Here is a 26,517-nt window from a genome sequence, read left to right on the forward strand (position 1 = left end):
TTTTACCACGTTACTTCCTTTTTTGCGCTCAACCATCCTAATAAACCGATAGATTTAATTGTTTCTGGTCTAAAATTTGGTAACTTAAAAAAGCTCTCATCATTGGTGTAATCCCTCATATTTGGAAAATACCAAGCACATTTTTATATTGGAGTTCTCATGCATAAGACCCTAATAGCAACAACGATTGCTAGTGCACTTTTACTTTCAGCTTGTAGTTCACAGCAAGCTGACACACAAACTCAAGTTGACACTGCTGCTGAAACACAAACAGCTAATGTTACCAACGTTCTTTTCAAGCCAAGCCCTTTACAATACATGGCTCCTGAGTTTGATAAAATTTCAACCAAAGACTACGAGCCAGCATTTGAAGCGGGTATTGCACAGCAAAAAGCTGAAATTGCAAAGATCGCAAACAACCCTGAGCCTGCAACATTTGAAAATACCCTTGTTGCAATGGAACTATCTGGTGAGCTACTAGACCGCACTTCTGCGGCATTTTTTAATTTATCAGGTTTGATCTCTGACAGTGAGTATCAACGAATCGCCGCTAAAATGGCGCCTATTATGTCTGCTCATACTGATGATATTTACCTAAACAAAGCCTTATTCGCTCGTGTGCAAAGTATCTACGACGACAAATCATCTTTAAATGCTGAAGATCAACGCCTTGTCGATTTTTACTATAAAAAGTTTGTTAACGCGGGTGCAAAACTTAACGAAACTGAAAAAGCAAAAATGCGTGAAATCAACGCAGAACTTGCCAAACTTTCAACAGAGTTTTCACAAAATATCTTAAAATCATTCAAAGAAGATGTGATTTTAGTAAAAGATAAAAGCGAGCTGGCTGGTTTGTCTGAAGGTGAAATAGCAAGCCTTGCAGCTGCGGCACAAAAAGCTGGTAAAGAAGGTTACATGATCACGCTTGTCAACACGACTCGCCAGCCTATCTTACAAAGCCTTGAAAACCGTAAGCTACGTGAAAAAGTATGGACCACTTCTGCAACTCGCGCACAAACAACTAATGGCCCAATCATCATTAAAGAGACTAAACTACGCGCAGAAAAAGCAGCATTACTGGGTTACAAAGACTGGGCTTCGTATGTGATGACAACACGTATGGCGCAAACAACAGAAAACGTTTACGGCATTCTTGATGACTTAGCACCAAAAGCGGTTGCCAAAGCAGAAGCTGAAGCAGAACAAATCCAGCAAGTAATTAAAAAGTCTGGCAAAAACTTTGCTCTGCAACCGTGGGATTGGGCATTCTATGCTGAAAAAGTACGTCAGGAAAAATACGACTTAGACCCAGCATTAGTTAAGCCTTACTTTGAAATGCAATCAGTGATCCACGACGGCCTATTCTTTGCGATGAATAAACTGTACGGCATTACCTTTAAAGAGCGTACAGACTTACCTGTTTATCATGAAGACGTAATGGTATTTGAAGTATTTAACGAAGATGGCAGCGCTATCGGCCTATTCTACATGGACCCTTACGCACGTGAAGGCAAACGCGGCGGTGCATGGATGAGCTCTTATGTCAGCCAAAGCGGTCTAAAAGACACCATGCCGGTAATCTACAATGCACAAAACATTCCTAAACCAGCTGACGGCCAACCTACACTCATGACCTTCTCTGAAGTAACAACGATGTTCCATGAGTTTGGTCACGCTGTACATGGTTTATTCTCTGACGTTAAATACCCAAGTTTAGCAGGTACAGCAACTGCTCGTGACTTTGTTGAATTCCCTTCACAAGCAAATGAAGACTGGAACATCGAACCGACCGTACTGGCAAACTATGCCAAGCATTACAAAACAGGTGAGCCAATTCCAAAAGCATTACTTGCAAAAGTACTTGAATCACAAAAGTTCAACCAAGGTTTTGATACAACAGAGTATTTAGCCGCGGCACTGCTTGATATGGAATGGCATTCATTTGGTGTTGATGCTGATATTACAGATGTGCAAAAGTTTGAACATGATGCGTTAGACAAGCACGGTATTGCCTACTACCCAGTACCACCTCGTTATAAGTCTTGCTACTTCAGCCACACATTCGCCGGTGGTTACTCAGCAGGTTATTATGCGTACCTTTGGACTGAAGTATTCGCAGCAGATGCGTTTGCACACATGACAGAAGAAGGTGGCTTAACCCGTGAAAATGGTGATAACTTCCGTAAAGAAGTTTTATCAAAAGGTAACAGCCGCGACTTAATGCAAAGCTACATTGAATTCCGTGGTCAAAAACCAACAACAGACGCACTATTAAAGCGCCGTGGTTTAGTTGAGTAATCACAATGTTGTTTAAAGTATGAGGGGTAATCCTCATACTTTTTAACCACCAATCAAACTTTCACCCTGCTTTTATTCCTATTCATCTCAAAGCAATTGTCAGTTAACTCGTTTTTGCTAATCTCAAAGAAAAACACGAGTTCACACATGAAAAACGCTTTACTTTTAGGACTTTGCTCAGCTTTAGTTGCATGTTCATCAACCTCGGATGAGCGCGCTGACATCGTAATAGAAAACGCCCAAATTATTGATATGCAAACTGGCACTATCACAGCAAAGCAATCTCTTGCCATTCGCGATGGAATCATCATTAAACGTAGCGATAAACCTTTAAGCAGCCAATATCAAAGCTCTACATTTATTGATGCAAAAGATCAGTATGTAATGCCAGGCCTTTGGGATATGCATGTACACTTTGGCGGTGGTGAGGAGCTTATTGAAGAGAATAAACAGCTATTGCCACTGTATTTAGCCTACGGCATAACAACCGTCCGTGATGCTGCGGCTGATCTGAGTGAGTCTGTGCTCAGCTGGCGTGAACAAGTAAAACAAGGTCAGTTAGTTGGTCCAACTATTTTTACTTCAGGCCCGAAATTAGAAGGTAAAGGATCTATTTGGCCCGGTGATTTAGAGGTAGAAACAATTGAAGAAATGCATGCTGCAATGGATCAGTTAGACAGCATGGACGTTGATTTTATCAAAATTACTGACAGCGCTTTAACGCCTGAGCTATACCTAAAAGCCGTGCATGAGGTAAAAAAACGGGGTTATCAAATTTCAGGCCATATTCCATTTTCGCTGTCTGTGACTGATGTCTCTAAGGCAGGTCTTGATGCTATTGAGCATATGACTTATATGCTTAAAGCAGCGGCTAAAAACGAAGCGGATATTTCTGCAAAGGTTGCCTCAAAAGAGCTGAATTATCGCACTGCGCTGCCCATTATCACCGCGCAGTTTGATGAACCAACAGCCATTGAGAAGTTTACAGTTCTTGCTAACAACGACACCGCAGTGGTGCCCACCTTGATTGGTGGCAAAATAACAGCTTACATTGATGAAGACAATCATCAAGACGATGCCTTTTTAGATTATTTAGGTAAAGGATTAAAAGCAACTTACCAGTGGCGAGTCGATAGAGCTAACAAAGACACGCCTGCACAAATCAAACAGAGAAAAGAGCGTTTTGTTAAAACCGCACAGTTACTCCCTATCGCACAACAAACAGGTGTTAGCATTATTGCAGGCACAGATGCGGGCTTTTTAAATTCGTATATTTATCCGGGGCTTTCTTTACACCAAGAACTGAGTATTTTTACTGAATATGGCCTAACACCACTGCAAACGCTGCAAGCTGCGACACTTGCTGGGCCTAAGTTTTTAAATAAACAACAGCAATACGGTGCGCTTAGTGAAGGGAAAGTAGCCGATCTCATTTTGCTTTCAGAAAACCCGCTTATTGATATTCGTAATACACAAACGCTAAAGGGTGTTGTCTCTCATAGCACGTTTTATGATAGCAACGCACTTGAACTATTAAAGCAACAAGCAAAAGCCTTTGTTGCCAACCAGCCCTAACCCCCCCCCTATTGCCCATGACCGCGTATTATCCGTCATGGGCAATTTTAATTTTCAGCCATCTCATATACACTGCCCTTTTTTGAATATAACTCGAATAATATGACCTACTTATTTGCTGTTACCCTGCTTTGGGCCTTTTCGTTTAGTCTTATTGGTGTTTATTTAGCAGGACAAGTCGATGCATGGTTCAGTGTGTTGATGCGTATTGGCTTAGCCACCTGCGTATTTTTACCTTTTCTGCACTGGCGTAAAACCCCTAAAGCTTTAGCACTTAAACTGATGGCAATAGGTGCGGTGCAGCTGGGTGTAATGTACAGTTTTTATTACCATTCGTTTTTGTACCTCAGTGTGCCTGAAGTGCTGTTATTCACGGTTATGACACCGCTTTACATCACCTTATTAAACGATATTCTTGAAAAACGCTTCAATGCTAAATTCTTGCTTGCCGCCATGCTGGCTATCGTGGGAGCAGTCGCTATTCGTTACGAAGGCATTGATGAAAACTACCTGTTTGGAATGCTACTTGTGCAGGCTGCCAATATTTGCTTTGCAACAGGACAAGTGACCTATAAACGATTAATGCAACACGAACACATTGCGCATTCTCGTGTGTTCGCATGGTTTTTCATTGGTGCACTCATCGTCGCATTAGTTTGCTATGGTTTATTTGGTGATACCAGTAAGCTCCCTACCACAGCCACACAATGGGGTGTCCTGATTTACCTTGGAACAATTGCCTCTGGACTTGGTTATTTTGCATGGAATAAAGGCGCGACTATTGTCAATGTGGGTGCGCTGGCAGTCATGAATAACCTACTGATCCCTGCGGGGATTATTGTCAATATTGTTATTTGGAACCGTGATGCCGACATTCTCAGATTAAGTATTGGCGCAGCCGTTATACTGTTAGCTTTAATTGTGAACCAAGCCATTGTGAAAAAATAAATTAAGCTTACTGTCGTTTTATTGTCATTAATGATGATTAAGGTGATGCACTCATTTATTTTAAAAGGATACGAAAATAGTGAAATACATACCCTTACTGACTAGTTGCTTATTTATAAGCGTTCTTGCTGGTTGTGATGATGATGTAGAAGTTGTCGAAAAAGAAGTTGTTGTCACAAATACTGATGTTCAAGTTGTTGAAGTTCCAACCCCCATTGTCGTAGAAGTGGCGCAAGGCACCAATATTCAGCTTGGCACTCGCCCAGACTACCTCATTGATGACATGGCAGACAGTACACTAAAAACAAAACTAGAATCGTGTAAAGAAGGCCCCTTTTACCGTACTGATTTTTCAATCGGTCATCGAGGAGCGCCTATGCAATACCCTGAGCACACTAAGGAGTCTTATATCGCTGCGGCTCGCATGGGGGCTGGCATTGTCGAGTGTGATGTCACGTTTACAAACGATAAAGAATTAGTATGTCGCCATTCGCAGTGTGACTTACATACCACCACAAATATTTTAGCTATTCCAGAATTAGCTGCAAAATGCAGTGAACCTTTTACTCCAGCAGATCCTAACAGTGGTACGCCTGCTTCTGCTAAATGTTGTACTAGCGATATTAGCCTCGCAGAGTTTTTAACCCTTGAAGGCAAAATGGATGGTGCAAACCCCAACGCAACTAATGTAGCTGACTATATGAAAGGAACGCCTAGTTGGCGAACTGATTTATATGCAAATACAGGCACCCTAATGACACATAAACAAAGTATCGCCTTGTTTAAAGAGTTAGGCGTAAAAATGACTCCTGAACTTAAGTCGCCAGCTGTTAGCATGCCTTTTGATGGTATGAGCCAAGAGCAGTACGCACAAAAAATGCTCGATGAGTACATACAAATGGATGTGCCCGCGAATCATGTTTTTCCACAGTCATTTAACTTAGATGATGTAAAATATTGGATAAATAACAATCCTGACTTTGCAGCTCAAAGTGTTTACTTGGATGGCCGTGATAGTGATGCAGGCTTTGACCCTAATAATCCTGACACTTGGCAACCCAGTATGGCTGCACTTTACAGTGACGGTGTTAAGATTATTGCACCACCAATCTGGATGCTATTAACCATCGATAACGACAGTAACATAGTGCCTTCACAATACGCAGTCGATGCCAAAGCGGCGGGCCTTAAAATCATAGCGTGGAGCTTTGAACGCTCAGGCCCGTTAAATAATGGTGGCGGCTATTATTATCAATCGGTTGCCGATGTTATTGATAATGATGGCGATATGATGACTGTGCTTGATGTATTAGCCAAAGATGTTGGTGTTATAGGTATCTTCTCTGATTGGCCTGCAACGGTTAGTTATTACGCAAGTTGTAATAACATGCCTGCCAGTATTTAAAAGTTTTACGGCTACAGTCGTTTATTTAATCGTGCTCGGTTAACATAGAGTTTTATTTAGCCGAGCATTTTATGATCATTCAACACCATAGCCACGATATAGCCACCCCAACAGGGCCAATGCGCACCAGTGTTTATCGCCCAGTAGATGAAGGGAAGTTCCCTTGCATTGTTTTCTATTCAGAGATTTTTCAAGAAACTGCGCCAATCGCACGCTCTGCTGCAATACTGGCAGGTCATGGTTTTGTGGTATTAGTGCCCGAAGTGTTTCATGAGTTAAACCCTATCGGTACTGTACTTGCCTACGATGATGCGGGTAAGGATAAAGGCAATGCCGACAAGTGGGCAAAACCACTTGAGAGCCACGACAGTGATACTGAAGCCTTAATTGCATTTGCACGCACTCAAGATTACTGCACAGGCCACATCGGTGCGATGGGTGTCTGTATTGGTGGTCACCTTGCATATCGCGCAGCATTAAACTCTAACATTAAAGCTGCATTTTGTTTATATGCAACAGATATACACAGCGATACCTTAATGGCGCAAGCAGGTAATAACTCATTTGAGCGCATGGCTGATATCAAAGGTGAGATTCACTTTGTCTGGGGTAAGCAAGACCCACATGTACCAAAAGAAGGCCGCCTTAAAATTTACCAACAAGCGGTGGCAACAGGAATTAATTACCAGTGGCAAGAAGTTAATGCCCAACACGCCTTTATGCGCGATGAAGGCGACCGTTACGACCCTGCCCTTGCAATCAGCATTTATCAACAAGCCGTTGCTTTATTTAATCGAACGCTTGTTTAAATCGCTAGCGTTGCCACTTGATTAGCGAAATAGTCCTTTAGGTAATCAAGTAAAACACGCAATTTTTTGCTTCCCGCCGCCCCTGGCGGGAACACACCATAAAGCTCAATATCCGCGGTTTTGTAATCTTCTAATACTGTTCGCAACAAACCGGCCTTAATCTTAGGAAGCGCATCATAAACAGGGATTTTAGCTAAACCATGTCCCGCTTCAACAAAAGCTGTACGTGCTGCGGCATTGTTAGTACTAATGCCACCACTAACAGCTATATCAAAGCGGCGTTTGTCTTTTTCAAGAGTTACAGTCGCACTGCTTGGCTGGTACACGACCCAAGTATGCACTGCTAAATCAGCAATGCTCTTTGGTATAGGATGTTTTGTAAAGTAATCAACTGAACCGCATAAACATGTAGCCATACTTGCCAGCTTAGTCGCTTGCAAGTTTGAACTCTCAAGCGCAATCCCTCGAATAGCCAAATCATAGCCTTCTTTGATAATATCAACCACATCATCACTCAGTTGTAAGTCTATATCGATTTTAGGATACAAACGTTTAAACTGAGCCAGCGCAGGCACCACAAGTTGCAAGCCGACATTCACCGGACAACTCAGTTTAATTACCCCTACGGGTTCACTTTTTAAGCTTTCAAGATGCAGGTTAGCTGCCTCAGCGTGCTCTGTAATGGCCTGACAGCGTTCGTAATAAGCCATACCCGCTTCTGTTAGCGTCATAGTGCGAGTTGAACGGTTTAATAAAGTGAGCTGCAATTGCTGCTCTAGCTTTTTTAAGTGATAACTCACCACAGCTCGCGACAAGCCTAGTTGTTGAGCCGCTTTGGTTAAACTACCTTGCTGCACAATATGGGCAAACACCACCATGCTTTTTAATTGCTCGAACGATACTTTCATATGGATTCCTAATATGACCTGAATAATTGTATCAATTATTAAACCAATGAAGTCAAGTTTATCTGCGTTGTTTAACTAAGTTTTCACCCCTATAGTGTTATCAACGATGTTTAATACACAAAAAAGGATTCACTATGTCAGCTAAGAAAATTTTAATGGTACTTACTTCACACGATGAATTAGGTGATACCGGTCATAAAACAGGTTTTTGGGTAGAAGAGTTTGCAGCCCCCTACTACGCCTTTGTTGATGCTGGTGCAGATGTAACCCTTGCATCAGTAAAAGGCGGCCAACCTCCAGTCGATCCAAATAGCGCGGCACCTGACGCTGCCACAGATGCAACCAAACGCTTTGAAGAAGACAGCGCAGCAAAAACCTTAATGGCAAACACTAAACCATTGAGCGAGATTAATGCAGAGGAATTTGACGCAGTATTTTACCCAGGCGGCCATGGTCCATTATGGGACTTAGTTGATAACCAGGATTCTATTAGTTTGATTGAACAATTTTTAAATTCAAACAAGCCTGTTGGCGCGGTATGTCATGCAAGTGCTGTCTTACTCAATGCGAAAAATGCAGCAGGTAAATCAGTCGTATTTGATAAAAAAGTTACTGGCTTTAGTAACTCTGAAGAAGATGCCGTACAGCTTACCAATGTGGTACCGCTGCTCGTAGAAGATGAGCTAATCAAACAAGGCGGTCACTATCAAAAAACCGATGACTGGGGCGTACTTGCCATTGAAGACGGTTTATTAATCACAGGGCAAAACCCTGCAAGTTCAGAACTTGCAGCGAAAAAACTACTGACCAAATTAGGTTAAAAATCACAATTCATTACTCAGTAAACACCTTGTGCATCAAGGTGTTTACCTTCACTATTAATAAGTTATACTGATTCGGTCGAATTGATTTAAGAGCCTTCAACCATGACTGAAAAATCAGCTGCTAAACTTCCCCCTATCAGTAGCAAACGGTTTGCTATTTTGGGCATCATGTTACTTTGTGTGGTGCTGCAAATTGCCAACTCACTCCCCGGTGTAAACCTTAACGGTTTTGGCATATTACCTCGTCAAATATCTGGTGTGTCAGGCGTGTTCTTTGCCCCATTTTTACATGGCGGCTGGGCGCATTTGGTCAGTAATTTAGTGCCTTTTGCTATTCTTGCGTGGCTGGTATGCCAATACAGCGTAAAACGTTTTTGGCTAGTGTTTACTGGCACTGCACTGCTTGGTGGACTACTCGTTTGGTTATTCGGCCGCAGTAATATTCATGTAGGTTTGAGTGGCGTAATTTATGGTTTATGGGGTTATCTAATCTGCTATGGCATCATACACCGCTCATTCAAAGCAATTTTAATCAGCATTGCCGTCGTTGTACTTTACAGCGGCTTAATTTGGGGTGTATTTCCGCAGCGTATTCATATCTCTTTCGAGAGCCATTTATTTGGTGCCATAAGTGGTGCTTTTATGGGTTACCTGATGGCAAAGCGTGATAAAAAATACAATAACCTATGATTAAAAAGCGCTTTCGCTTTGAAAAAGGTCGGCAACTTTCGGCTTAACATTGTGCTCAAAAAAGCGCGAACTGGTGGCGGGTTTATTTGTGCACAACCAATTTACGAAAGTGCTCGCATCAAATTATTTCGGCCCGATATCTGTGAACATCAAGTCACTAAAGTCATTTCTGGTAACCGATATCTACTTAGTATTGGCTGGATCAAAAACAATTAACTCCTAAGTGCCATGGTGATCATCACAACACCATGGTCGGTACTTTGATCATCATAAGCAAACTGTGGGTTGATCAAGTGCTGATCATAGGTGTGATAATCAACAACTTCAAAAAAACTGCTTTGAAACCCTGCATCAAATTCCCTGGAAAGCAAAATATAGTCAAACACTGAACTACTACTGCCAAAGTAATGGGTTGCTTCTCTGTCGCTTTCGGTCACTACATGACGCTGATAAAGCTGCCAACTATCCTGTAAGGTAAAATGTGAGCGATACACACTGTTTTGTCGATTTCCTGTGAGGTGTAAATGCTCGGTAATTAAATGATTGAGTACACCGTCATGCAACTCATTATTAAAATCCCCCATGACAATAACAGGGTTATTAGTTTGCGCTCTGCGATTGATGACTTCTATCAATAATAGTGCAGCTTCACTGCCACGCTGTATGCTTGATGCCCAGCGCCCTGCTATCTGCTCTTTTAACTGCTTAAGTAAGTTTTGTTGCTCAGTGCTGGTGTCATCGTATTCGTTATCAATCATGCTACGCTTTGATTTAAAGTGCAGTACATAGCAATCAACAACGCCAATATGTGGCACATCTATCGTAGCGCGAATAATATCGCGACTAAAACGAAACCCTTTAAGCCCCATTTGCGCTGCGTAATCTGTATCATACTCCACCTTGGCAACAGCCACTATTTTAAAGCGTGAAGCAATCGCAACAACAGGATCACGATAAATAAACTCATCAATAACAGTGGGTTCATCAACGACAGCAAAGTAAGGATAACCTTGTTCGTTTACTTGCTGTTTTAGAGCATCAATACTAAACACTTCTTGGAAACCAATGATATCAGGCTGTTGGTTTTCAAGATAATCAGCTAACCAGCGCTGTTTTTTTGCCCATTGCTGTGCACTATAAATACGCTGGAAATCATAAAATGCATTCGGTGGCGCTAAATAATTATAAAGGTTAAATGTCGCCACCTTTATTTGGTTATGCTTTATCACAGGCCACCTTATTCATGTAACCATTCACGTGCAATGTTCGCATCCTCAAAATACTTCACTTCACCACTGGTAAACCAATTACCCACCTTGCTAGCCACTTGTTGCCATTTCGCATTTCCTAATAAAGCAATGCGGCAAAACTCCTTGTTATGCTTAAGCCCCAACTTTAAGTCATCCCAAGCTGCTTGAAGCTCCCATCCCTCTAACTCTGTAATATCAACATAGGCTCTGATTTTTGCGTGAGGGACTGACGCTAGCGCATTTTCAATTAAGGGAGTGAGTTTTGTATAGTCATCATGAGTGAGTTTTCCAACGACTTTAAAAGTTAAATAAAATGTACTACCAACGCGCTCTAAGCCAATCGTTAAACCATGTTTTTTCATACTATCCTCCTTAATATTTATAATTTGATTACTCTACTTCCCTTGCTCACGTTGATCAACTAGGATGGTAGTCTCGTAGTGACATTCACAAAAGCACAAATAAAGGAGTTTCAATGAGTAATAACGACAGTTATACGCCGCCTAAAGTGTGGCAGTGGGATGCCGAAAATGGTGGCGAATGGGCTAAGACAAATCGCCCAATTTCAGGTGCTACCCACCAGCAAGATCTACCTGTGGGTGAGCATGCATTACAACTCTATTCACTTGCTACACCAAACGGTCAAAAAGTCACTATTATGCTTGAAGAGCTACTTGAGCTTGGCATCGATGACGCTGACTATGATGCGTTTTTGATCAAAATTGCTGATGGTGACCAATTCTCGTCGGGTTTTGTTAGCGTAAACCCTAACTCAAAGATCCCCGCATTGATGGATCACAGCACCAAGCCTGTTACCCGTGTTTTTGAATCGGGTGCGATTTTACAGTACTTGGCCGAAAAATTTGATGCACTTATTCCAAGCGACCACACAAGTAAAACCGAGTGTCGCAACTGGCTATTTTGGCAAATGGGTTCTGCGCCCTATTTAGGTGGTGGTTTTGGCCACTTTTATAGTTATGCACCGTTTAAAATGCAGTATCCAATAGACCGCTTTACTATGGAAGTTAAACGCCAACTCGACGTACTCAACCGCCATTTAAGCGATCATGACTACATGGCAGGCAGTGAGTATTCAATTGCTGACATTGCGATTTGGCCTTGGTACGGAAGCCTTGTACTTGGCTATTTATATGACGCAGCAGAGTTTTTAGATGTTGAGTCTTATACCCATGTTGTACGCTGGGCAAAACAAGTTGAACGCCGCCCTGCAGTGCAACGTGGTCGCCGTGTTAACCGTACATGGGGTGATGAAGCAGAGCAACTTGCCGAGCGACACAGCAAAAACGACTTTTAACTATCGGGCTGCCATGCAGCCCATTGCGACAACCAACCCCCTCATTAACTTTGAAACATGAAAAAGCTCAGTAAAGAAGAGATTTACCAACGCCTTAGTAACACCGAGGATGCGCGCGCATGTAAAGCCATAGATGAAGCGGCCTGCAAAGTCGTGCCAGGTAACTTTATCACCCTTTTAGTGAGTCAGTTATTTAGCAAGTTTGCCGATGCCCTTTTAAATCCTAAAGTGACGCTTCCTTGGTTATTACAAAGTATTAATGTGCCTAGTAGCTTTATAGCGTGGCTTGTGCCAATACGTGAGTCGGGTTCTATGCTACCGCAGCTTGCTATTGCTCACTTAATTCGCCAGCTTGCGGTTAGAAAATGGGTGTGGGTGGTTGGGGCTATCATTCAGGCAGTGTGTATTATCGCTATGCTTAGTTGCGCCCTCACTCTACAAGGCACGAGTGCAGGCTTTGCGATTATAGGTATTTTGATTATCTTTAGCCTTGCCCGCGGTTTTAATTCAATTGCAGCAAAAGATGTGTTGGGTAAGGTTATTCCAAAACAGCAAAGAGGGAGCATTAGTGGTCTTGCAGCCAGTTTTGCAGGCTTTGCGACTCTTACCTTTGGCCTTGGGTTATGGTATTTACAACATTTAGGTTATGACAATGGGGTTTATGTTGCTCTCATATTGGCTGCGCTCATGTGGCTTTTTGCAGCACTGAGTTACAGCCAAATAAAGGAATATAAAGGTGCAACCGAAGGCGCTGAAAACGGCTTGTTGCATGCTCTAAAAAAGTTAAAACTTCTCTATCAAGATAAACAATTTGCCCACTTTATTATTACCCGTGCATTGTTACTTTGCTCAGCTTTAAGCGCTCCCTTTTATATTGTACTTGCCAGTGAACAAGCCTTTGATTTTTCACTACTAGCCACGTTTATGGCTCTTTCTGGCCTTGCCAGTCTGGTTTCAGCACCAATTTGGGGTAGATTAAGCGACTTATCGAGTCGCCGAGTGCTAGTTTTCGCAGCCGTACTTGTCACACTTAATGGCTTAGCCGTGTATTTAGTTGCGTATTTTAGCCCCACAACACTCAATGAATTTTGGTTACTACCACTGTGTTATTTTTTACTCACAGTTGCCCATCAAGGCGTTCGCCTCGGCCGAAAAACCTACTTAGTTGATATGGCTGAAGGGAATAAACGTACTGATTATGTGTCAGTCAGTAATACTGTGATAGGGCTAATACTGCTGCTATTGGGTAGCGTAGGCTTGCTAAATAGCTATTTAAGCACCGCTGAGCTGATCTTATTTTATAGTGTGCTTGGATTTGCTGGTGCAGTAAGTGCTTGGTTTTTAAAAGATACCTAGACCAAATTATTAAAAAAGCGCATAATCACGCTGATTTAATTCCAAAAAGGACTTACCATGAAAAAGATAGTATTTGCACTTTTTACACTGCTGACTTTGTCCGCATGTAGCACGAGTGTACCTATTCGTAACTTTGACTCTAACCCTATACCTACAGTTGCCAATAAAAGCCATGACCTTAAAAGTATCGAGAACGATATACTCAAGGCATGTATGAAGCTTGGATGGACATGTCGTGCAAATCAAGAAGGTAAGGTTTTAGGCACGTTAGATATTCGTAAACATCAATTACGAGTTGAAATTAGCTTTAATGAAAAAGAATATTCTATTGATTACAAAGACTCTATCAACCTAGATTACGATGGTAAGAAGATTCACCGTCAATACATCAACTGGGTAACAAACTTGATGCGTAATATTGATGCTGAATTAGCATATCAATAAAAAAGGCGGCTTAGGTCGCCCTTTCTTTATCGTATGTACCGTCTTAAATAACAATGCTGCTTCCCTTCCCCGCAGACAAACATTCGCTTAAAACGAACAAATTGCTCGATTAATAGCATTATTATTTTGTTTTGTACTTTTTTATACTTAGAACAACTTCCTAATTCGCAGGTGTCACAATGAAAAAAGTACTTGTTTTAAATTCTTCACTCAATGGTGAAAACGGTAACTCAACTAAATTAACAAACACATTTGTAAGTCAACTGACAGAAAAAGACCAAGTAACGATCACCCAGCGCGACTTAAGCAGCAACGCAATTGCTCACCTAACGCAAACAGAAATGGCTGCGTGGATGACTGATGCAAACGAGCGTAGCGATGAGCAAAAAGCACTTGCAGCCATCTCTGACGAGTTAATTGGCGAACTTAACGACAACGATCTGATCGTTATCGGTATGCCAATGTATAACTTTGGTATTCCATCAACGTTTAAAGCATGGATTGACCGTATAGCACGTGCTGGTATTACGTTTAAATACACAGAACAAGGCGCAGTTGGTTTAGTTGAAAACAAAAAAGTCGTGGTACTGGCTGCCCGTGGTGGTGTATACCAAGGTAGTGATATCGACACTCAAACTAAATACTTAAAAGATGTGCTTGGTTTTGTTGGTATGACTGATGTTGATTTTATCTACGCAGAAGGGTTAGCAATGCCTGGGGCTGAACAAAGCTTAGAAGCTGCACAAGAGAATATTAAAAAATTCGTTGCGGCATTATAAAACGCAACGATTAGAGCGGTCATTCTGGCCGCTTCTTTTTACATAAAACACCTCAGATATAAAGTAATCTAAACCTCTACTCTCTTCGTATTGCTGCATACATAATTAACACAGACCGATAGCAATGCCTAACGCAGTAAAACAAGCAATCAATATTGTTTGGTTCAAACGAGATTTGCGACTTTCAGATCATCAACCTCTGGCAGAAGCTGCTGCTTCATCTATTCCGTGTCTGCTATTATTTAATTTCGAACCTTTATTACTAAATGATCCTCATTACAGTCATCGTCATTGGCGATTTGTTTATCAATCGCTGTGTGACTTAAATGCGCAGTTAAAAAAACAAGATGCTGAAATTGCGATTTATAATCAAGATATGCTCTCTGTGTTTGAATCGCTAGAAAAAGAGTTTAATATTAGAGCCGTTTTTAGCCACCAAGAAATCGGCCTTAAAAATACCTTCGAGCGTGATAAAGCAATAAAAAATTGGCTTTTCACTAAATCTATTCCATGGCATGAAACCCCGCTTGGTGCTGTTATAAGAGCGCGACCAAAACAATTTGATTGGCAAGCTCATTGGCACAGCGTGATGAACCAACCGCTTGTAACGCCAGATTGGCACAACTTTAAAACCGTTTTACCTAAAAATTATCAAGTTGCTAAATACACTGAGCGCTTTTCAGAACAAGATGAAAAGTTTCAACATGGCGGCCCTCATGCTGCCAGAGCCTGTTTACAAAGCTTTATTGAACAACGTGCTAGGGGCTATCAAAGCGGTATCTCAAGCCCATCAAAAAGTAGAGAATCTTGCTCTCGCCTTTCACCCTATTTAGCTTGGGGGAACCTAAGCCTTCGGCAAGTTTATCAGACCCTAAAGTACTATTTAGCAAAGCAGCCTCTAAGCTGGCGTCGCTCATTACATGCATTTGAATCAAGGCTGCATTGGCATTGCCACTTTATGCAAAAGTTTGAAAGCCAGTGCAGTATGGAGTTTTCACCTCAAAACCCTGCTTACCTGCATTATCCTTACCGAGATGATGAACTTGTTACAGAGCACTTAAAACGCTTTGAACAAGGTCAAACTGGTATCCCTATTATCGATGCATGTATGCGTTGCTTGGCAGCAACAGGCTATATAAACTTTCGAATGCGTGCCATGTTAGTGAGTTTTATGACACATCATATGAACATTCATTGGCACCCTGTCAGTTTAATTCTATCGCGTTATTTTTTAGATTTTGAACCTGGAATTCATTACCCACAAATCCAAATGCAAGCGTCAGTTACAGGGACCAACACCATTCGCTTGTATAACCCAATAAAACAATCTGAAGACAAAGACGCAGAGGGTATGTTTATTAAAACCTGGTGTCCTGAACTTAAAAGTTTACCCATAGAAGATCTTCATCAGCCATGGCTACAGCCACCGATAGAAGCCCTCTTTAATGACCTTAAACTCGGCGAAGACTACCCAGAGCCCATGGTCGATTTAGAGCAAGCAGCAAAACAAGCTCGGGACCGATTATGGTCTTTTAGAGAACGCGATGATGTGAAACAGGGTGCAAAAGTTGTGCTTCAAAAACATGTTAAAAGTCTTAAAAGGCAACGCCATGGCTCATAAAAAGCTTAACTTACCGAGCAAAATTTGCCCTATCTGCAAGCGGCCTTTTATGTGGCGTAAAAAATGGCAGCGAGATTGGGAAAATGTAAAATATTGTTCAGAGCGCTGCAAGCGTGAAGCTAAGCGAAAAATTGGCGTTTAAGTTGCAACTTCTTTACTGAATCATACTTTTCGGCCTAATACTCTGAAATCATTTCACACTAGCCGAAATTATTTACAAAGGAGATGACGATGACGATTAAAAAAACGGCTCATACAAGCTGGTCTGGCGATATCAAATCAGGCAAGGGTAAAATCAGTACACAAAGTGGCGCATTAGATAACCAACCTTTTGGTTTCAACACCCGCTTTGAAGACAAGCCAGGCACCAATCCAGAAGAACTCATTGCTGCGGCACATAGCAGCTGCTTTAGCATGGCATTATCACTGGCGTTAACCGACGCTGATTTTGTAGCTGATGATATTACAACCAAAGCAATCGTTAGCCTTGACGAAGTAGATGATGGCTTTGAAGTAAGCCACATTACACTTGATGTTAGTGCCAAAATTGAAGGCATCTCAGAGGAAAAATTTAACCAGTTGTGCCAGCAAACCAAGCAAGGTTGCCCTATTTCTAAATTAATGAATGCAGAAATATCGCTAACAACTCAGCTTAACTAAAATAAAATAGCCACCTTCTAACCAAGGTGGCTTTTGTTAATAAATAACGCGACATAAAGTCGCGACTACGATTTGTTTTGAGCCTTTTTATATCTACTTCGAAATTAACTCTACTCGTGTACTTTTAACACTTTATTACAATACATTAACCAACTTGTTGTACTATGTACCTGAAAGTCAAAGTACTTGAAAATCAAAATACAACAAGGATCTGTATGTTTAAACAACTAGCCCCCATTGCACTTGCAACACTCGCCTATTCAAGCTGCTCATTAGCAACAGAGCAACAAGTGAGTAAGCAGTGGTTCAACAGTATTGATTACACTTACCTCGAGCATGACGATTATAACTCTGATGGCTACCAATTAGTAAGCCATTACTACTTTGAAGAGCAGCAAAGCTCTGGAGTACTCGATGATTATGGCTACCTCGATACAGACTCAAACATACGAGTAAATTACTTTAATGCTGATAACAATGATTACCTGGGTATGTTTGGTGAAGGGTTTTACAAAAACTGGTTTGTTACAGGTGAAATTTACGATGTTGATGATGCAGATAACTATACAGTCGGTGTAGGCTACTTATTTGCAGATGCATTAAAAGTCTCTGTAAATAAAAATGAGCGTGAGTATGGTGATGATTATTGGCGTCTAAAAGCCCAGTATAACCACCAAATCAATGAGAAAGATTACCTAGGCTTTACAGCTGAAACAGATGATGAACTCGACTATTGGAACATCTCTGCCAGATACTTTAATCATTTAAGCGGTAGTCAATATATTACTGTTGATGTCGGTCACCAAGACAGTGTTTATGACTCTGCAAGCAATGCCATGTTAAGCTACTATTTTGGTAATCACTATGCCATAGGTGCAGGTATTGATGATTCTGAGTTAGTTTTACAAGGTAAGTACTTTTTTAACGACCAATACTATGTAACTGCTAATTACACTGAAAGAGGCTCTGGAGAGCTTTATAACATTAGGTTTGTTGCTCAGTTCTAGTCAAAAACTCTAAATGTAAAACGCCACTTTAAAAGTGGCGTTTTACATTTTAAACATTGCTATTACATATTACCAAGCTGCATCATCATCGCTGTATACATTTTTAAGTTAAGCGCAAGCTGCTCTTCGGTAATAAACTCATGCTCTGAATGGCCAGTGTATTTTTTACCTGGCATTGATGGACCAAACGAAACCGCATTATCAAATAGCTTTGCATTTGTGCCGCCACCGATTGACACAAACCCTGCGTCTTGGTCACCACTAAAGTGCTTGAAGATATCAAGTAGTGCTTGTGCATGCGGAGCGCCATCTAACAACATTGGTGTGCCAATCACGATATCCGTGTCTTTTAAAGTCACATTATTACGTGACTGCCATTTACTCAATGCTTCATTAATTTGCTGCTTGAGCACAGCTTCTTCTTTACCTACAGGGCGGCGCATATTAACAGACAATTTAATATCATTACCTTGGCGAGTAAGCACTGTTGGCGATACAGTCATTGGGCCCATAAAATCATGCTCGTAACCAATATCACCAAATTGTGCGCCATATAAATCAAGGCCAATTAACTGGTTAATAAACTCAATTGCTTGACCATCACTGTTGTTTTCAAGATCAACCCCTTTAAACACCTCAGCTAAGTGGGCAATGGCATTTTCACCTGACTCAGGCTCAGAGGAATGTGCTGAAGTACCCTTAACTTGCACTAATAAACCGCTTGCTTGCTCTTTAATCGCTACTTTTACGTTTTTAAGTTTCGCTACATTGTCGTGTAATTTAGCCACTGTTGCCGCGTCTGCATTATGTACGAGCACACTCGCATCTTCAGGGATTTGACTAACAAAAGCTCCCCCTTTTAAATCACTCACATATAAACCTGTTTGCGCTGACGTTGCAGAAAAAGTCGGCGCAATTAAGCTCCAGCCTTTTTCTGCCACAACCACTGGGTATGACGCATCAATGGTTACAGCATATTTTGGTTGCTGGTAAGTTTTCATAAACTCTTGTAATGGTGCCCAATCAGACTCTTCCGCAAGGTAAACCATAAGCTCAATACGGTTATTTAAAGTAATACCGTTATCTTTAATCGCCTTCATCGCATGAAGCGCAGTCGCAATCGCTCCTTTGTCGTCTTCAGTACCGCGAGCGATAAGCTTGCCAGGCTCTGAGGTTTTATCCATTTTAAATGGGCTTTGTTGCCATTTACTGGCATCAGCAGGTTGTACATCTCCATGAGTGACAATCGTTACTTTGTCTTTTTGATCACCCATACCTATCAGGACGGTGTAACCTAAATCTTGATAGTCAAAGCCAAACTGCGCCGCTTTCATTTTTAAAAACGACTTAAAACCAATAAAGTCTGGGTTATCTGGTGTTGCAAGGCCTTCTTTGTTTACCGTAGGATAAGAGACTAAATTTCCAAGGGTATGTATTTGCGCTTGTTGATACTGTTCTACCGCATAATTAGCCAGTTTTTCACTTTGCTCAGACACGGCTGCCTGACTAGAAAATGCACTTAATAAAAGTGCTGCAAGTAATGAATGTTTCAAGATAAGCTCCAGAGTTTTAAAGGTTTTTAGAGAGTACGTTTTAATTGTAACGGTTATAGCCCTGACATGAAATCTCTTATTTATGCAAAATGTGTCGGCTTAAAATTAATTACAAGGTACAATGTCTACTCACCCCATTTTATTGTTTGTTGACCCCATGAATCGTAGAAAAAAGATCTTCACTAAACTTAAACAAAAAGATAAACGCGCCAATGAGAAACTGCATAAAAGCAATAAACCTGCTTATATCTCAAAAGCAGAGCGCGAAAAGCGAGCACAGCAAGAAGCTGAACAAGAAAGTTAAAAAGTTATCGTAGGCGCGATTTTACATCGCGCAATATACGAAATAAATTTCCCCATATCATACGTAGGCGTCACGCTTGCTTGGCGCGTTTTAAAGATCACACAAAACATGAACCTTCGCGCGAAATAAATTTCACGCCTACATCACCCGTAGGCGTCACGCTTGCTTGGCGCGTTTTAAAAGCCAAACAAAATATAAACCTTCGTGCGAAATAAATTTCACGCCTACATCACCCGTAGGCGTCACGCTTGCTTGGCGCGTTTTAAAGATCACACAAAACATGAACCTTCGCGCGAAATAAATTTCACGCCTACAATTGGTGAATGTTAAACAAAATGCGCAATTTCAATCAGGTAGGTACTTTTAAGTGATGGCACACTGGCCTCACTTCTGAAAAGCATTAAAGAATAACCATGAAAACGAAGCAACAACAACGTATTGAGCTGGCCTGTGATTATATAAGCCAACATCTCGATGAGCCCCTATCACTGGAAAAGTTAAGTGAGGTGGCGTGTTGCTCAAAATATCATTTTCATCGTTTATTTGTTGCTGGTGTAGGCATAAGCATCACAAAGTACACGCAACTTGCTCGCTTAAAACGCGCCTCATTTCGGCTCGCGTTTGAGCAGCAAATAAAAATTATCGACATCGCTCTAGAGGCACAATTCGATAGCCCTGAAGCATTTAGCCGTGCTTTTAAGCGCACTTTTACGCAGTCGCCCAGCGAGTTCAGAAGCAAACCAAACTGGCCTAATTGGCACACACAGTTTGAATTTTCATTACCTGACAAAAAGGTTTGCCCTATGAATGTAAACATTGTTGATTTTAAAGCACAACCGGTGGCGTTACTTACTCACCAAGGTTCTGCGAATACACTTATGAATACCGCCGCAAAATTTATTGAGTGGCGTAAAGAATCTGGTTTTTCACCCGTTAAAACCAGTCGCACTTACGGGATCCCGTATAGCGACCCTGCCACGACTGAAGATCATGCATTTCGTTTTGACTTTGCCGGCAGTATCACACACCCTATAACAGAAAACCCGCAAGGTGTGCGAAATGGTGAAATTCCAGCAGGTCGCTGCGCAGTAGTGCGCCACAAGGGTTCTCACGATACTATTAGCGATACGGTTTACTACTTGTATCGTGAGTGGCTAGTGCAAAGTGGTGAAGAAGTCCGTGATTTCCCGTGTTTCTTTCATTACCTCAACCTCATCCATGAAGTTGATGAATGCGACTTGCAAACAGATATTTATTTGCCGATTAAGTAACACGAGGCGTGTAAGCAAGTTGTAGGCGCGATTTTACATCGCGCAACACGCGCAATAAATTTCACACCTACAAATACAAAGCCTCTTCCCTAAAACCGATAACTAATGCTGGCATTATACGAACGGCCTTGCCCTGCAAGCTGTTCAAAACCTGCGCTCATATCTTGCTTATAATTAGCAATACTCACCCCACCGAGTGGCTGTTGGTAGTATTCATTAAGTAAGTTAGTAATTGCCAACTTAAAGGTTAAATTTTGCCATGTTTTCTGGCTTGAGATAGCCAATAATTGATAGCTGTCGGTTTTATTTTCTAAACGACGCTCATCAACATTGGTTTTACTATCAACCCACTGCCAGCTCAATGCGTTTTGCCAACCTTTGTATTCGTGCTCCAAACTCAGCTTAGTGTTTAGTGGCATGATTTGGTATAAGTCTTCATTACTATCATCACGTTCGCCATGACTACTGGTTAATGAGCCCTTTAATTGCCACTTTCCTGCTTGCTTTGAATTATGAAGCTCAACTAATCCAGCAAGTTTAGCGCCATAAAGTGTGGCATCTAGATTCGTAAACGTCAGAATATTGCGTTTTGTATGCGCCATGTCAGTGCGGTTAAAGCTTTTAGTCACCTCAGCATCAATGTAATCACTTACTTGTGTGTACCAGATATTTGCTGTTATTTGCCAGCTATCGTCTTTAGCGAGCTTAGTGTAGCTAGCGCTCAAAGTATGAGCCGTTTCGGCTTCTAAATCTGGGTTACCAATATAGCCGTTACCATCACCAAACCAACCGATCATGGTGGTTGCCATCGTACCAACACCCCAGCTATAACGCTCATATAAATTGGGCGCACGGTTTTTGCGTGCAAGGCCAAATTGCAGCTCATCGTTGTTAGTTAATTGGTAGCGCGCAAGTAGGCTCATATCAACTAAGGTGTCGTCACGTTTACGGTCTAATTGGTTAAATTCCATCGCCGCTTGCGCATCCGTTTTCGACATATTCATCATCGAGCCCATATGACCCATGCCGCCTTCGTTATAAGCTTGTACTTCGCCAGTATCTGTAGTTACTTGCTCAACACGCACACCTGCCGATAACCACCAAGCTTGATTTACTTGATTTTGATACTCAGCAAATGCCCCTAGGCGATCGCGTTTTCCTTCATTGATATTAATGTATTCGTTCGGGCCCATCATCATTGACCCTGCAACCGCAGGCCACCAATCATCAATACGGTAATTATAATATTCGTGCCCTAGCATTAATGATGATTGCTTTGATAAGTCAGTGCGCCAATGTACTTGATAACTGTAGTCTTTGGCATCTGTATTCATTGGCATCATGCCTGTTTTTTCTGCACTAAAAAAACCCATTTCGTGCTTCACATCATGATAGTTCACTTGCACATGTAAATGACTGTCTGCGAGTTCGCGCTGATACTGAGCAACTAATCCGTAACTGGTGTTATCGGTCATATCCATGTATTGATTGGGAAAGCCTTGGTAGGGAATTTTTTGATGACTTAATTTAACGACAAGTTGCTGTTTATTGTCACGAATAGCACCCGTTAAGGCATGATTTTGCACACGGTATAAAGTATCGAGTACGCGATCACCATGACCATCATCATAGCTATTGGCATCTTCAAAGCTGCCTTGATAAGACAAGCTAAACTGTTTACTTGCAAGGCTTGCACCTAGGCCATACGCTTGGCTGTCGTTAACACTTTTGTACTGAGCGGTAACATAACCTGTACGCCAATTGAGTGAATCTGTATCACTAAACTCGGGGGCAATCGTATTTACCCTAATAACACCAGCAATATTATCGCCACCACTGCTCACCGGCGACACACCAGCAACCACGCTGTAAGACGAAATTTGATTCGCCGACACATAAGATAATGGCGGGTTCATTTGATTAGCACACGCCGCAGTGACATCAGCACCATCAACGAGTACTTTAACTCTATCGCCCATCATGCCATTCATAACAGGTAAGTTAGATACCCCACCTGCCGCTGAAAAATCAACGCCTAAATCAGATAACAATGAATCGGCAGAGCCAACGAGTTGATGATTATTTTGGGCATGACCTTGTACTTCGATTACTTCAATCGAATCATCAGCAAAAACAGAGATACTTAAAACACAGCTAAGTGCTGCTGCAATTTTAGAAAATGAAAAACCTGGACGAGAGAATTGCGTGTTCATAACTCTTTAAAAATAAGATAGTTAATTAATGAGTGGATTATAAAACTCATTAATTAGTCTGAACACGCGACATATTGTCGCACCCAGTGCGCTGGGGTCAAATATTAGCGCAGCACCACCAAAGGGATCCGGCTATCTTCAAGCATTTTTAGTGTCGTGCTGCCTAAAAAGAATTGTCGCCATTTAGAGTGCCCAAATGCGCCCATCACCATTAAGTCAACGGCGTGATCACTTTTATAACGCCATAACGCCTCGTATACATCACCATCAAGCATACGGGTTCTAACATTAAAACCATGCTCAACCAGCCTTGCCGAGGCTGTATCTAGCTTGTCTTGGCATTGACCGTCTTGTTTATCAACCATCACTAAATGACAATCTAAACCTGTTAAAATCCTCCCGTTAATAATCTGTGTTATTGCTTTGTCTGTATGTTCGCTACCATCATAAGCAAGCATAAAATTAGTTGGCTCATGGAAGTGTGGCGGCACTATCGCAACGGGTGTATGCACTTGGCGAATTAAAGTTTCGATATGTGAGCCTAATACTTTAAAGTCATCATAGTGGCCCTTGCCAGAACGGCCAATAATCATCACCCTTGCATCGTCTTCATTATCAAGTAAAGCGTCCACTAAACTCATAGAAAACTGCTGATGCTCAACCGCAGTCATTCCTGCATGTTGTGCTTTTTTTACCGCTTCTTCAAGCAGCAACTTGCCATGCTCAGAAGCCATTTTGTTGCGTTCAACTTCCAGTTTTGTCAATTGCTTAAGTAAGGACGTTTGCGACCCTAAGCCAATAATCGCGGTTAGATCATCACGGCCTTGTGGCAAAGGGGGCTCTAAAGCATGTAAAAAGTTAACTGGGTAATCAGTACGCTTGGCTATCCAAATAGCAGCTTCTGTCACTGCATTGGTCATACATGAACCATCGATACAAGCAAATATCTTTTTCATTATGCTCTCCTTCAAAACCAAGCCAGTAAAACCAAGTATAGTCGGCTTTTTATATGTATTTATTTTGAACAGCAAAGACTTAAGAAGTTCAGCTTAATTTCTTATAACAAACAAATGTAGAACGTTCCAAAAAATACTATATCAGTGTGGTTGATTTGTATTACAATAGCAATGGGCACACATCTCATACCAGAACAGCCTGCCTGTTTCTGGCATTTTCAAAATCAATTTTTAAAGGATCTCCATGACTACCGTAGCCAATAATCAAGGCAACGTAAGCACGTTTACCATTCTGATAGTACTGGCTTTGGGCACGTTTATTTTAGGCTTGTCTGAATTTTCTATGATGCCAATGCTGCCCCTTATCAGCGAAACATTTTCATCAACGCCCGCACAAAGCGGGTATGCCATTAGTGCCTATGCAATTGGTGTCGTTGTGGGTGCACCGCTTTTTATGATCACCACAGCAAATATGCGTAAACGTAATGCGCTCTTGATGTTTGTCAGTATGATGTTTTTATTTAATGGCTTAAGCGCTTTTGCAAACTCACTCGAACAGTTGATTTTATTTCGTTTTTTGAGTGGCTTACCACATGGTGCATACTTTGCCGCGGCTATTTTACTCGCCGCCGACATTGCCCCTGCCGACAAACGCGCAAGCTTTATGTCAAAAGTATTTATGGGCTTAACCATTGCAACAATTGTCGGTGTGCCTATGGTTACCCTGGTTGGGCAAAACTTTAGTTGGCGTTATTGCCTAGCAGGTACTGCGGTACTCGCTTTAGTGGCTTTGGTACTTATAGTTAAGTACGTACCTAACGTAAAAAATACGACACCCACGTCGATTTTAGATGAACTCAGTGTGCTTAAAAACAAGCTGGTGTGGACGATTCTGGGTATCATTATTATTGGTTTTGGTGGCGTATTTTGTGTTTACACCTACATAGCCGACACTATTTTAGTGGTGACTCACACACCAGCTTACACGATTTCTATTGCCATGATTATGTTTGGAATTGGCTGTACTTTAGGGAACTATATACTGGGTAAAGCCGCCGACCGCTCGCCATTAAAAACCACCGGGGCAGCGCTAATTGGTGCTGTTGTATTTGCAGCCAGTTATGTAAGCGCCAGCCACAATATTTGGCTGTTATATGCGGTTATTTTCTTTATTGGCTTTAGCGTTGGTTTAGGTACTGTGATCCAATCACTGTTAATGGATGTATCACCACAAGGCCATGCAATGATAGGCGCACTTGTGCAATGTGCGTTTAATACAGCCAATGCCATTGGTCCTTGGCTTGGTGGTATGGCGATTGCCGAAGGCGCACTGCCAAGCCAAACAGGCTATGTATCTGCAGCACTCTTTTTGGGTGGCTTTTTAATGTGGTCATTAAGCGCGATACAAATGAAAAAGCTACGAGTCGAAAGTTAGCAAAAATGTAGCTGCGATTTTATATCGCCCAGAGAAATGGCGTTTAACAAGAATGCTTTAACATTCGCTGTTAAACGCCACCTACTGCTTGCAACACCTTTATTCATCCTGAAATATTTCTTCGATACTCAAGTTAAACAAACGTGCGGCTTTAAATGCCAGTGGCAAACTTGGGTCAAATTTACCTTTTTCGATGGCATTCACTGTTTGCCTTGATACATCAAGTAACTCAGCTAATTTTGCTTGGGTGTAGTTATGCTCAGCACGCAGCACTTTCAAGCGGTTTTTCATGCTTCATCCTCGTCATTCAACTGCTTATTCATAACTAAAATGCACACTAAATAGGTCATGCCCATAAACAAAACTAAATGTGAGATATCTTCGTTAAAATGCACTAATCCGCTCGATTGTAACAACGAATAGGCTAACCCAAATACCAAGCTTGCACCTAGTGTGATCCCCATGGCATTGAGTTGTACCCGTTGCTGTAATTCATCCATGCCCTGAAGCTGTCGCTTGTTGGCTAAAATCATCATCACGCCAACAAGTATATTTATAACGATTGCGGCAACAGTTATCACCGTTTGATCTTGCCATAAAAAGTGCGGCCCAAACGAAGCAATAGCAAGCGTTAGCAACCACACTACCGTCCACTTAGCAAGGTTTAAGGTATTTTGCTTATTGCGCTGTTTAAATGTTAATCCTGTTTGATTCATTATTCTCACCTTAAAAGTAAAGTTAACTTGACTAAAGATTAAACTACAAAAACAAAAAGTCAAACAAACTTTACAAAAAGTTTTATAAACACGACATATAAAGAATTTTTTAGTTTCAAAAAAGACAACAGACTTGCTGTTAAACTCATAATATTGTATTAATCTAGAATTACCTGAACA

The 26,517-nt window shown here is 41.5% G+C and carries 26 protein-coding genes and 1 pseudogene; 19 read left to right on the forward strand and 8 right to left on the reverse strand.

The window, feature by feature from the left end:
* The first annotated feature begins 159 nt into the window (after positions 1 to 159).
* From NYF15_RS09995 to NYF15_RS10015, 5 genes are all read left to right on the forward strand, one after another.
* The gene (locus tag NYF15_RS09995; RefSeq protein ID WP_371353452.1) at positions 160 to 2,298 is read left to right on the forward strand and encodes a M3 family metallopeptidase; all 2,139 of its coding nucleotides are present in this window, start codon (positions 160 to 162) and stop codon (positions 2,296 to 2,298) included.
* A 147-nt stretch (positions 2,299 to 2,445) separates the two neighbouring features.
* Positions 2,446 to 3,873 carry an amidohydrolase family protein gene (locus NYF15_RS10000; RefSeq protein ID WP_371353453.1) on the forward strand — a complete coding sequence of 476 codons (1,428 nt, stop codon included), beginning with the start codon at positions 2,446 to 2,448 and terminating at the stop codon, positions 3,871 to 3,873.
* Between the two features lie 102 nt (positions 3,874 to 3,975).
* Positions 3,976 to 4,821 carry a carboxylate/amino acid/amine transporter gene (locus tag NYF15_RS10005; protein WP_371353454.1) on the forward strand — a complete coding sequence of 282 codons (846 nt, stop codon included), beginning with the start codon at positions 3,976 to 3,978 and terminating at the stop codon, positions 4,819 to 4,821.
* A gap of 79 nt (positions 4,822 to 4,900) precedes the next feature.
* A complete protein-coding gene (locus NYF15_RS10010; protein WP_237119491.1) occupies positions 4,901 to 6,226 on the forward strand; it encodes a glycerophosphodiester phosphodiesterase family protein in 1,326 nt (441 codons plus the stop codon).
* A gap of 71 nt (positions 6,227 to 6,297) precedes the next feature.
* Positions 6,298 to 7,035 (forward strand): dienelactone hydrolase family protein, encoded by a 738-nt coding sequence (locus tag NYF15_RS10015; protein WP_371353455.1) that lies wholly within the window; start codon positions 6,298 to 6,300, stop codon positions 7,033 to 7,035.
* Here the strand turns inward: NYF15_RS10015 and NYF15_RS10020 are convergent.
* The gene (locus NYF15_RS10020) at positions 7,032 to 7,943 is read right to left on the reverse strand and encodes a LysR family transcriptional regulator (RefSeq protein ID WP_371353456.1); all 912 of its coding nucleotides are present in this window, start codon (positions 7,941 to 7,943) and stop codon (positions 7,032 to 7,034) included. The genes NYF15_RS10015 and NYF15_RS10020 overlap by 4 nt on opposite strands.
* Before the next feature lie 134 nt (positions 7,944 to 8,077).
* Here NYF15_RS10020 and NYF15_RS10025 point away from each other — a divergent pair, with 134 nt between their 5' ends.
* The 3 genes and pseudogenes from NYF15_RS10025 to NYF15_RS10035 all read left to right on the forward strand — a co-directional run.
* Complete coding sequence (locus tag NYF15_RS10025) at positions 8,078 to 8,764, forward strand: type 1 glutamine amidotransferase domain-containing protein (RefSeq protein ID WP_193988546.1); 687 nt, start codon at positions 8,078 to 8,080, stop codon at positions 8,762 to 8,764.
* A gap of 105 nt (positions 8,765 to 8,869) precedes the next feature.
* Positions 8,870 to 9,457, forward strand: coding sequence for a rhomboid family intramembrane serine protease (locus tag NYF15_RS10030; RefSeq protein WP_371353457.1), 588 nt, complete (start codon positions 8,870 to 8,872; stop codon positions 9,455 to 9,457).
* A gap of 33 nt (positions 9,458 to 9,490) precedes the next feature.
* A pseudogene (locus NYF15_RS10035) lies at positions 9,491 to 9,673 on the forward strand (2OG-Fe(II) oxygenase); the annotation flags it as partial.
* Here NYF15_RS10035 and NYF15_RS10040 read toward each other — a convergent pair.
* Complete coding sequence (locus NYF15_RS10040) at positions 9,670 to 10,686, reverse strand: endonuclease/exonuclease/phosphatase family protein (RefSeq protein ID WP_371353458.1); 1,017 nt, start codon at positions 10,684 to 10,686, stop codon at positions 9,670 to 9,672. The pseudogene NYF15_RS10035 and the gene NYF15_RS10040 sit on opposite strands and share 4 nt — an antisense overlap.
* A gap of 8 nt (positions 10,687 to 10,694) precedes the next feature.
* Positions 10,695 to 11,069 carry an STAS/SEC14 domain-containing protein gene (locus tag NYF15_RS10045; RefSeq protein WP_341804054.1) on the reverse strand — a complete coding sequence of 125 codons (375 nt, stop codon included), beginning with the start codon at positions 11,067 to 11,069 and terminating at the stop codon, positions 10,695 to 10,697.
* Positions 11,070 to 11,182: 113 nt separating this feature from the next.
* On the opposite strand from NYF15_RS10045, the gene yghU reads away from it, so the two are divergent.
* From yghU to NYF15_RS10085, 8 genes are all read left to right on the forward strand, one after another.
* On the forward strand, positions 11,183 to 12,022 hold the full coding sequence (gene yghU, locus NYF15_RS10050; RefSeq protein ID WP_130151203.1) for a glutathione-dependent disulfide-bond oxidoreductase: 840 nt from the start codon (positions 11,183 to 11,185) through the stop codon (positions 12,020 to 12,022).
* Between the two features lie 57 nt (positions 12,023 to 12,079).
* On the forward strand, positions 12,080 to 13,378 hold the full coding sequence (locus NYF15_RS10055; protein WP_371353459.1) for an MFS transporter: 1,299 nt from the start codon (positions 12,080 to 12,082) through the stop codon (positions 13,376 to 13,378).
* A 57-nt stretch (positions 13,379 to 13,435) separates the two neighbouring features.
* Entirely contained in the window at positions 13,436 to 13,822 is a 387-nt protein-coding gene (locus NYF15_RS10060) for a membrane lipoprotein lipid attachment site-containing protein (protein ID WP_130151201.1), read from the forward strand.
* Between the two features lie 179 nt (positions 13,823 to 14,001).
* A complete protein-coding gene (locus NYF15_RS10065) occupies positions 14,002 to 14,601 on the forward strand; it encodes an FMN-dependent NADH-azoreductase (RefSeq protein ID WP_371353460.1) in 600 nt (199 codons plus the stop codon).
* A 124-nt stretch (positions 14,602 to 14,725) separates the two neighbouring features.
* Positions 14,726 to 16,222, forward strand: a complete 1,497-nt coding sequence (locus tag NYF15_RS10070; RefSeq protein WP_371353461.1) for a deoxyribodipyrimidine photo-lyase/cryptochrome family protein — start codon at positions 14,726 to 14,728, stop codon at positions 16,220 to 16,222.
* Positions 16,212 to 16,364: a DUF2256 domain-containing protein gene (locus tag NYF15_RS10075; protein WP_371353462.1), complete on the forward strand. Its 153-nt coding sequence runs from the start codon at positions 16,212 to 16,214 to the stop codon at positions 16,362 to 16,364. Before NYF15_RS10070 ends, NYF15_RS10075 begins: the two co-directional genes overlap by 11 nt.
* A gap of 89 nt (positions 16,365 to 16,453) precedes the next feature.
* Positions 16,454 to 16,882, forward strand: coding sequence for an OsmC family protein (locus NYF15_RS10080; RefSeq protein ID WP_371353463.1), 429 nt, complete (start codon positions 16,454 to 16,456; stop codon positions 16,880 to 16,882).
* 215 nt (positions 16,883 to 17,097) lie between these two features.
* Entirely contained in the window at positions 17,098 to 17,889 is a 792-nt protein-coding gene (locus NYF15_RS10085; RefSeq protein ID WP_130151194.1) for a putative porin, read from the forward strand.
* A gap of 62 nt (positions 17,890 to 17,951) precedes the next feature.
* Here the strand turns inward: NYF15_RS10085 and NYF15_RS10090 are convergent, their stop codons facing one another.
* The gene (locus NYF15_RS10090) at positions 17,952 to 19,442 is read right to left on the reverse strand and encodes a dipeptidase (RefSeq protein ID WP_371353464.1); all 1,491 of its coding nucleotides are present in this window, start codon (positions 19,440 to 19,442) and stop codon (positions 17,952 to 17,954) included.
* Between the two features lie 157 nt (positions 19,443 to 19,599).
* Here NYF15_RS10090 and NYF15_RS10095 point away from each other — a divergent pair, with 157 nt between their 5' ends.
* Together NYF15_RS10095 and NYF15_RS10100 are read left to right on the forward strand one after the other, a co-directional pair.
* The gene (locus NYF15_RS10095; RefSeq protein WP_130151192.1) at positions 19,600 to 19,746 is read left to right on the forward strand and encodes a DUF2986 domain-containing protein; all 147 of its coding nucleotides are present in this window, start codon (positions 19,600 to 19,602) and stop codon (positions 19,744 to 19,746) included.
* Positions 19,747 to 20,159: 413 nt separating this feature from the next.
* Complete coding sequence (locus NYF15_RS10100; RefSeq protein WP_237119504.1) at positions 20,160 to 21,017, forward strand: AraC family transcriptional regulator; 858 nt, start codon at positions 20,160 to 20,162, stop codon at positions 21,015 to 21,017.
* An 89-nt stretch (positions 21,018 to 21,106) separates the two neighbouring features.
* Here NYF15_RS10100 and NYF15_RS10105 read toward each other — a convergent pair whose 3' ends face one another.
* Positions 21,107 to 23,230 (reverse strand): TonB-dependent receptor, encoded by a 2,124-nt coding sequence (locus tag NYF15_RS10105; protein WP_371353465.1) that lies wholly within the window; start codon positions 23,228 to 23,230, stop codon positions 21,107 to 21,109.
* 104 nt (positions 23,231 to 23,334) lie between these two features.
* Positions 23,335 to 24,186: a universal stress protein gene (locus NYF15_RS10110; RefSeq protein WP_371353466.1), complete on the reverse strand. Its 852-nt coding sequence runs from the start codon at positions 24,184 to 24,186 to the stop codon at positions 23,335 to 23,337.
* Positions 24,187 to 24,430: 244 nt separating this feature from the next.
* Here NYF15_RS10110 and NYF15_RS10115 point away from each other — a divergent pair, with 244 nt between their 5' ends.
* The gene (locus NYF15_RS10115) at positions 24,431 to 25,621 is read left to right on the forward strand and encodes an MFS transporter (RefSeq protein ID WP_371353467.1); all 1,191 of its coding nucleotides are present in this window, start codon (positions 24,431 to 24,433) and stop codon (positions 25,619 to 25,621) included.
* Between the two features lie 99 nt (positions 25,622 to 25,720).
* On the opposite strand, the gene NYF15_RS10120 is transcribed toward NYF15_RS10115, so the two are convergent.
* Both NYF15_RS10120 and NYF15_RS10125 read right to left on the reverse strand, forming a co-directional pair.
* Positions 25,721 to 25,912 (reverse strand): helix-turn-helix transcriptional regulator, encoded by a 192-nt coding sequence (locus tag NYF15_RS10120; protein ID WP_062570454.1) that lies wholly within the window; start codon positions 25,910 to 25,912, stop codon positions 25,721 to 25,723.
* Positions 25,909 to 26,337 carry a hypothetical protein gene (locus NYF15_RS10125; protein ID WP_371353468.1) on the reverse strand — a complete coding sequence of 143 codons (429 nt, stop codon included), beginning with the start codon at positions 26,335 to 26,337 and terminating at the stop codon, positions 25,909 to 25,911. The genes NYF15_RS10120 and NYF15_RS10125 overlap by 4 nt, the downstream gene beginning before the upstream one ends.
* Positions 26,338 to 26,517: the final 180 nt, after the last annotated feature.

This window comes from Pseudoalteromonas sp. 68 DY56-GL68 (assembly GCF_041414825.1).
Lineage (GTDB): Bacteria > Pseudomonadota > Gammaproteobacteria > Enterobacterales > Alteromonadaceae > Pseudoalteromonas.